Genomic DNA, 7,946 nt, shown 5'->3' with positions numbered 1-7,946 from the left:
AGTTATGGACCGACTGGGCACTCCAACTGATAGCGCTCAAACCCCATAAACATCGCTATTTTCAGCGTGGTCTCTATGCTCTATCCCTGATGCAGCAAGCTCTTTAGGTACGTTGTCACCCGTTAAGGGCGGTTGCAGTCCCGGCACTTGTAGTTTTGCTTACCGCGCCTAGTAGTGCCGTTCTTGGAGATGTCGTGAGACCCACAGGTTGGACAGGTCATCTCAATGGCCATGGAGGCTACCCCCTCAGAATCTATAAATACGACAGCGTTGCCTTATTTTTTCTCCATCCTTTACGTTAGTCCACTACCAAAATATAGACAGGCAGCGCTCACTACTCGCCCAGGGGCCAGCAACGGTGCGCGATCGCCTTATGGATGACTGGGGGCGATCGCTGCAACCCTATGGGGATAAAAAATCTTGCCTTGGGACTCATGGCATTCATGAACGGACTCAATTTAAAAGACTTGAGACTTAATACGAGATAGTCTGCCCAGCCTAATTCCTATGCTGAGCACGTTCATCGGCCCAAGCGACCGAGGGGAATGAGGCACCTAAGTATCTTTTGGCGCAATAGCAAGACTCATAAAAATCAACTTGAGACTTAAATCAAGCAAAATAAGTCTCAATACAAGACTAATTTCGGCAGTCGTTTCCCTATGGGTGTCGAGCTTCAAGTTGTTGTGATTGTGGCAGCTAAGGCCTCGGCACTTCAGCGCTAGAACGCCGGTACAGAAACCCGGTTTCTTTGTCACTGCCCTAACGACATAACTGGCATTCTGGCCGAGAAACCGGGTTCTTAGCCATATTGCACCGATGCTCTAGAGCGGAAAATTTACCCTCTACCGCCGCCTGGAAACCCTGAAGGAATATGTGTTGGTCGGATCTGAGACTAAGACCGTAGATGTGTTTCGCCGCAATGACGAGGGTATCTGAGCGTTCATCCCCTACAGTGAAGGCGCTGATGTTGAACTGAGTAGCCTGAACGTCACATTCTCTATGGATGCCATCTATGAAGACGTGGCCTTTGAATAGTTGCGGTATACGCAAACAATCAAATCCTGCTATTGCTTATTAGAAAAGGGGTTTGAAGTCACAAAAAATTTGCTGGACTAAAATTGGACTAAATTGACTCGTCTATTTCAGGGCCTTTTGCACTGTTACCTAGCCCAATAACGCTGCAGGTGCCCCAGGCGGTGAGAGACACCCGGCAGATAATGCAGGGTAGGTGTCAACCAGCCCCTGAGCCCAGGAAACCATGTCATCTATTACCCGCTGCCCCTGCTCAGTCTGGCCTAAAGTGGCTAAATCGGGGTTGTCGAAGATATCGGCTTTGCCCCCAACCGATTGCCAATCTGCCCCAGCGATCGCTGCGCCAATCATATCTCCGTTGGCGGATTTGGTGCCCTCCACGGGCCAGTTAACCCGGCTATCGGTGAGCACTTGCTCAATCGCGCCACTAAAATCATTCAGGCTAAAGGGCAACCATCCCGTCGTTAGGGTGTCTACAACCTCCTGCACTGTCTGGGCTACCCGCCCATCGAATACCTCAACCCCAAGCTCATTCAGGGCGCTGCCCCCTAGCTCAACCAGCGATCTCAAGAAAGCCCAATCAACTCCACAGTCGTGATCACCCCATTCATCGGGCGGCTCATGCCCAGACCGACCCGTCGTATTTAACTGCCAACTCAGCAGCTCTGACTGGCGCTCTGCGCCCTGCACCGTGGCTTGAAAGCCAAAGGTAGCCTGCGAGCCGGTAATAGCGGGCAAATCTAACCCATAGGACAGCACAGGAGTACTGGGTTGCGTCAGCGTATCGCCCAGAAAAATAGCCAATTCATTGGTTAAACCATCGTAGTCAACCCAGGCGGTCAGGGGTTGGCCACTGTCGAGGTCTAGCGGAGTCTGGGCTTGTGCCAGGGGCACGGGAGCAAGATCAGGGGTTAGCAGGGCGATCGCATTGGCATTCAAAGCCGCAGCCTCGAAGGCAAGCGGCTCAAAGGCCACCGCCAGACTGCTCTGACTGACCAGGGCTTCTCCCACTGGCTCAATCCAAAACGAGACTCCTGGTGAATCAACCGCAGGCAGACGAAACTCAAAGCGAGTTTGAAACGAAAAGTCTGCATCAATGGCAAAAGTATCGCCAATCAGAGCCCGTCCAACGCCCCCGCTGGCATCGGCAGTCAAGGCCAGAATGTTGTTTGTCAGCTGTGCCCCGCCGCCAAGGCTAAGCTGGCCAGCGCGATCGAACTTTAAATCTTGAAGTACATTGACCTCAATATCGCGCAGAATTTGACTTTGCAGCCCAGGGCTATCGTCCAGGGTGCGGTGGGTAATGCCGCGATCGCCCAAAAGATCTTCGGCATTGATATTCTCAGCCCCCTGCACTACTCTGGCCCCTTGCAGGTCAAAGGGGTCAAAGCCGGGCCGAAACGGGTTGAAGCGGTTCGCCACCTGATAGTAGTTAATGCCCTTGACCACATTGACGGGCAAAATCTCGTCTTCAACGCTGCTGCCCGTCAATGGATCGTAGGAATCAAGCTGCACCACTAGATCCACCGCTTGCGGTGCCTGACCCCTGGCTACGCGAATAGCAGACAGACCCCCGGCGCTATAGCCCACAATCCCCAACGCCGCGACCTGATCAAATTGAGCGTTAAACGCCTGGGCCTGCTGACTGCCAATTTCTTGAAAGCTAAAGATATCCCCTGTGTAGGAGTCAAACACCTGACTCGACCAAAAGTAGTCTTGAAATGCGCTCTGCAAAAGAGAATTTAAGGTGTCTAACCCCGACCCACCGCCACCGCCAGACGACCCCAACAGCCCGCCTGCTCCCCGAAATAGATTGAGCAGCGCCCGCTCGCCAAAAACAAACGATCGGCTGACAACCTCTGGCACTGAAGGATCATTTACCATAGCCAGCAATACCTCTTTTGCGACATAGCCCGATACGGCGCTCTGCAATGGTCATTACCAGGCCAGCTATTTCCTTATCGTTACGCAGAACGCTAAATGCCTCAGGATAACAATACCCTCCTTTAAAGAAGCCCGCGATCGCAGCGCATCCGCGCAGACCGCCTAAGAGTGTTCCAACTAAATACCTATCCGGTGTCTCTCCGCGACCGGCCCACTGGGTCGAGTTCGCGTTCCTGATCAGGATGTTTTTTAGGTGGAATACTCTAAACCCTACCCACAGCTATTCTTGTCATGAGACTAATAAGTAAATTAATCAGACCTAATATCAGCTCGATAAGACTCGCTTGAGACTCTCCACCTCCAATTCTGCGTTGCACTTTAGCAGAGATTTACGTTAACCCTGGTTCTTCTTCTAGACCAAACAAGTGCAAGGATCTAATGAGTTGTCTTTGCTTGGGTCAACCTACTATGCCTGCTGAAGTAGCATTTGCCCACCTGTGGCGACCCGGTACTGATGTGGCATGCATATTAATAATCGTATTATGAGACTCATATGGATAAAAGCTAGACTACTTATGGCGTCATTGGGTCTCAAGAAGAGATAGAATTGGTGTCAATAATAGTCTTTCTTGTCTCGTGAGAAGACTATAATTAATTCTCTTAAGTCTCATAATGAGACTATTGGATGCTCTACGGCGATGGATGAGGCAAAGCCCCTTTTATCAACTGCTCTAACCAGCCCCCTGCACCCACTCCGACAGCCAATTCATCAAATTCAACTTGTGCAGAATAACCTGGCGGGCCTCTGCGATCGCATCCCTGGCCTCTAACCACGCATCGGGGCTGGCCGTCACCTCGCGAATGTACTCAATACCCTTTTCATCGAGGCTGGGTAGACGCAAAAAGCTGCCGGGGGGCAGCAGCTTATCCGCCGCGCCACCGCCGTAGTAGATGGGCAAACACCACGACAGCAGCGCGTCCCAGAGTTTTTCGCTGACGTACCAGTCGTTGTCGGCATAGTTCTCAATCGCCAGGTTGTAGGTATAGGGGGCCATGCCCGCCCACTTATTATTGAGTTCTCCGACAGTGCGCGTGTTGGGGGGCAGATTGCGCCCGTAGATCTCGACGGGCACACCACTGGCCTGCAAATCTTTGAGAAAGTTTAGTCGCTGGTGGTGGCTCTCGGTACGGTTAATGCCAGAGGTAATCCAGCTGCAGGGGCTGTGCTTTTCGGGGGGTGGGGCTTCATTGAGTTCTCGAAATGATGCATTTACGTACCAAATAGCGGGCATGTAGTCAGGTGTCGGGGCCGAGTCATCGGGGCCAGACACATAGCCGCAGTGGTCTTGGGCGTAGGCGTAGTTGAGTAGGTTTTGGGCGCGCACCTCGGGCAGGGGCGGCTCGCGCAGCAAAAAGGCAATGCGCTCCTGAGGCACATGGCTAAACTGGGGCGGCAGCGGGCTCTGGGCATTTTCAACCAGCTTGTTTGAACTAGCGGGGTTAAACGTTTGTAGCACGCTGAGCACCTGCTGCGACATCAATTTGGGCGGCGGCGCCAGCTGCTTCGAAAAGTTGAACTGGTACAGCAGCAGATAGTCGGGCTGCGGGTCAGAGGCATGCAGCTGCATATGCCCCCAGATACCAAAGGGCTCGGGGCTCTGCTTCCATAGCCAATCGCACTGGGCCAGGCCACCATAGCTCGACAGCATGCCAACAATCGGTCGGGTCATCGGGTTGCTCCCTGGGGTTGAGGTCTGTACTGGGCATCGACATGAGACAAAATCGTTTGAATGCGGGCTTCCCAGGAGTAGGGTTGCAGTACCTCGGGGTTGGCGGCAAAGCCCCCTGGCGGGCGGACATGCCTGGTGAGCACCTGCCCGAGCGTATCGGCAAACGCCTGGGCATCGTCGGGGGCGCACCAGGCCGCAATCTGCTGAGCCATTGCCCAATCGTCAAGGGATGGAATGTGGGTAGCGACGATGGGCGTGCCTGAGGCGAGGTAGTCGAACAGTTTGAGGGGCGAGGTAAAGGTAGCCGCTGGCCCCGACCGATGGGGATGGGCCAGCACATCGGCGGCCTGCAATAGGTGGGCCAAATCCTGCTGTTCTAAGAACCCCAACAGCTCAACATTCGTCAGGCCCAGAGCCGCAATGCGATCGCGATAGTGCCGCTGCTGCTCAGCCGGGCCACCCGCCAGGGCAAATTTGACCTGGGGAAACTGAGGGGCAATGTCGAGCAGCACATCGACCCCCTTAAACTCGTGCAGCGCTCCAGCATAGACCACCAGGTGAGTCAACGAATTTTGCAAGAGGCGATCGCGCCATTGCTGCGCTGCCGCCGGGTGCCGGGTCAAAAACTGCGCGTTAAAGCCGTTGGCTACAGTGACCACCTTTTTCTCGGGCACCCCGTTGCGAATAATGCTCTCTTGCACCGTGTCGATGACGGTGACTACCGCCTGCAAGAGAGGATGGGTGGCCATCTCGGGCTCAAAGGGCTTCTCGGTGTGGTGGTGGCACTCAAATATCACGGGCACTCCCTGCTGGAGGGCGGCTTTGGCAAAGTTCCAGTCGCGGGTATGGACGAGGGCTGTGCGGGTAGCTAGGTACAGCGGCCAGTAGTATTTGCAGGCTATGGTGCTGGCGTTGGTGAGCCGGTGCTGCAGCCGATCGATTGGCCAGGGCATTGCTAAGGGCAACAGGCCTAGCTGGGTTTGAATGTTAAAGAACCGCGCAAATACCTCGTTTACGGGTTGGGGCTGGGGGTTGACCCAGCGCCAGGGTTGCCAGGCGGTTGGGCCGCGATCGACGTAGGCCAGCTGGGTAGAGTAGCCCAGGTTGGCGGCAGCATTGGCACACTGCACGGTCTGAATCAGGTGGGCCGCTGGCTGGGGCAGGGTGTCGCGGATGAAGAATAGGTAGTGGCGAGGCATGGGCAAGACGGTGAGGGGATGGATGGGGAATTAGGGTGCGATCGCGGGGGGATGGGGCAGATGCTCTAGGGAGAGCTCCTCTGGGTCTGGGGCAGAGGGCTGATCGGCGGCGGATTGCTTCTCGACCAGGTCTAAGCTGGGCAGCAGGTTGAGGGCGGCGCGGTAGGCTTCTTGCACGACTTCGACAGTTTCGGGGCCATCTTCGACCAGGCCATCGGCAAGCAGCTGGAGAGAGCCCAGCACCACATTGAGCCCGCTGCGCAGGTCGTAGGAGGTCTGCTCCGTTAAGCGGGTAGGGCTAGCGCCGGTTTCTCGCGCAAATTGTATGGTGTAGAGGTCGGTATAGCGGCCCTGCTGCTGCAAGAGTTCGTCGTGGGTACCCAGTTCCACGACCCGGCCCTGATCGAGCACGGCGATCTGGTCGGCGTTGCGAATGGTGGAGAGGCGGTGGGCAATCACCAGGGTGGTGCGATCGCGGCTCAGGTCTTCTAGGGCTGCCTGTACCAATTGCTCAGACACGGTGTCGAGGGCGCTGGTGGCTTCGTCGAGAATCAGAATGGGCGGGTTTTGTAGCAGGGCGCGGGCAATGGCAAGGCGCTGGCGCTGACCACCAGACAGCAGCACGCCGCGATCGCCCACCACCGTGTCAAACCCCTGGGGTAGCTGGCTAATAAACGCGTAGGCGTTGGCTCGGTGGGCGGCCTCAACCACCTCGGCATCGGTGGCTTGGGGCTGGGCATAGGCAATGTTGTCGCGCACGGTGGCATTAAACAAAAACGTGTCTTGACTGACAATGCCCATGGCCCGCCGCAGACTCCCCAGGTCAAACTCGCGCAGATCGACACCGTCGATGGCGATGCGACCCGCCTCCGGGTCGTAGAAGCGGGGCAGCAGATCGGCCAGGGTAGACTTGCCTGCCCCCGAGGCCCCCACCAGCGCCAGGGTGGTGCCTTTGGGCAGCGCTAGGGTAATGTCGCGCAGCGACCAATCCTGAGCGCTGGGGTATTTGAAGGTGATGTGCTCGAAGGTGATGCCCGTTTGCAGCGGGGTAAACGGTCGGCGGCCCTGGGCCATAAACGGCTTGGTGTCGCGGCGCAAAAAGTCGTACACCAGGTCAACGCTGGCGGCGCTGTTGGCCAGCTGGCTGCGGGCCGAGTTGAGCTGCCCCACAAACTGAATCACCCGCGACAGCACAAACAAAAAGGTCAGCAGCAGGGTGGCCGAGGCCGCCGACCCGCTGCCCAGCCACACCTGGCTGATCAAAATAATGGCCACCAGGGCAAGAATGCTGAGAATTTCGTTGAGCGGGCCGATGATGGCGTTGTTCATCTGCGATCGCAGGGCCGCCTGTTCCCGCTGCTCGACCAGCGCCACCACCTGGCCAAACTCTACCGCTTCGTTGGCGGTGGCCTTGACCAGGCGCATGCCGTTGAGCATCTCCAGGGTGCGCACCGAGTAGTGTTTAGAGGCCTCTGCCAGCGCCTTGCCGTAGAGCCGAGCGCGGGCGATGACGTAGCGATTGAGCATCAGCACCCCCGCCATCAATACCACCGCAGCCAGGGTCAACGCCCCCGAAATTGACAGCAGCACCACGGTAAAAAACAAAATATTCAGCGACGCCCGCAGCAGGTTGATCACCGCGTTGATCGAGGTCACTGCCCGGCCCGTCTGGTCGTTCAACCGCTGAATGATATCGCCCGTGCGCATGGCGTGGTGGTAGTCGATATCCACCGTCAGCAGTAGATCAATCCCGGCCCGGCGCAGGTCGCAGGTGAGACTGCGGGTCAGGCTTTCGGTGGTGACGCTGCTGAGGTAGTTGGCTAGGTTCTTCAGCAAAATCGTCAGCACAATAAAGCTCAGCATCGCCACCGCTCGCCCGGTGCCAGCGATGCCCAGAAAGGGTTCAATGACTTGCTCTAAAAGCGGCGGTAGGGCGATCGCACCCCCATCGGTGCCCAGGAGTTCAAACACCGCTGGCACAATCAGTGTCGTGCCCACCCCGTTGAAGATCGCCCCCGAGAACCCCAGCCCGATGGCGGCCAAGATGCGCCAGGGGTAGTGTTTTGCGTGGTCGAAGAGGAGTTTTTGGGCGGTCATGGGG

4 protein-coding genes and 1 pseudogene are annotated in these 7,946 nt (G+C 56.5%); all 5 read right to left on the bottom strand.

The window, feature by feature from the left end; genetic code table 11:
• Window positions 1-128: 128 nt before the first annotated feature.
• Window positions 129-227 (bottom strand): annotated as a pseudogene (locus IQ254_RS27945) (IS1 family transposase); the annotation flags it as partial.
• 937 nt (window positions 228-1,164) lie between these two features.
• Window positions 1,165-2,916 (bottom strand): hypothetical protein, encoded by a 1,752-nt coding sequence (locus tag IQ254_RS27940; RefSeq protein ID WP_193969426.1) that lies wholly within the window; start codon window positions 2,914-2,916, stop codon window positions 1,165-1,167.
• 731 nt (window positions 2,917-3,647) lie between these two features.
• The gene (locus tag IQ254_RS27935; protein ID WP_193969425.1) at window positions 3,648-4,646 is read right to left on the bottom strand and encodes a glycosyltransferase family 10; all 999 of its coding nucleotides are present in this window, start codon (window positions 4,644-4,646) and stop codon (window positions 3,648-3,650) included.
• A complete protein-coding gene (locus IQ254_RS27930) occupies window positions 4,643-5,845 on the bottom strand; it encodes a glycosyltransferase (RefSeq protein WP_193969424.1) in 1,203 nt (400 codons plus the stop codon). The genes IQ254_RS27935 and IQ254_RS27930 overlap by 4 nt, the downstream gene beginning before the upstream one ends.
• Window positions 5,846-5,875: 30 nt before the next feature.
• The coding region (locus IQ254_RS27925; RefSeq protein ID WP_313887590.1) for an ABC transporter ATP-binding protein at window positions 5,876-7,946 on the bottom strand (2,071 nt) is incomplete at its 5' end.

The organism is Nodosilinea sp. LEGE 07088 (assembly GCF_015207395.1).
Lineage (GTDB): Bacteria > Cyanobacteriota > Cyanobacteriia > Phormidesmidales > Phormidesmidaceae > Nodosilinea.
Note: the sequence above shows the minus strand (reverse complement) of the source record. Positions and strands in the feature narration are given on the sequence as shown.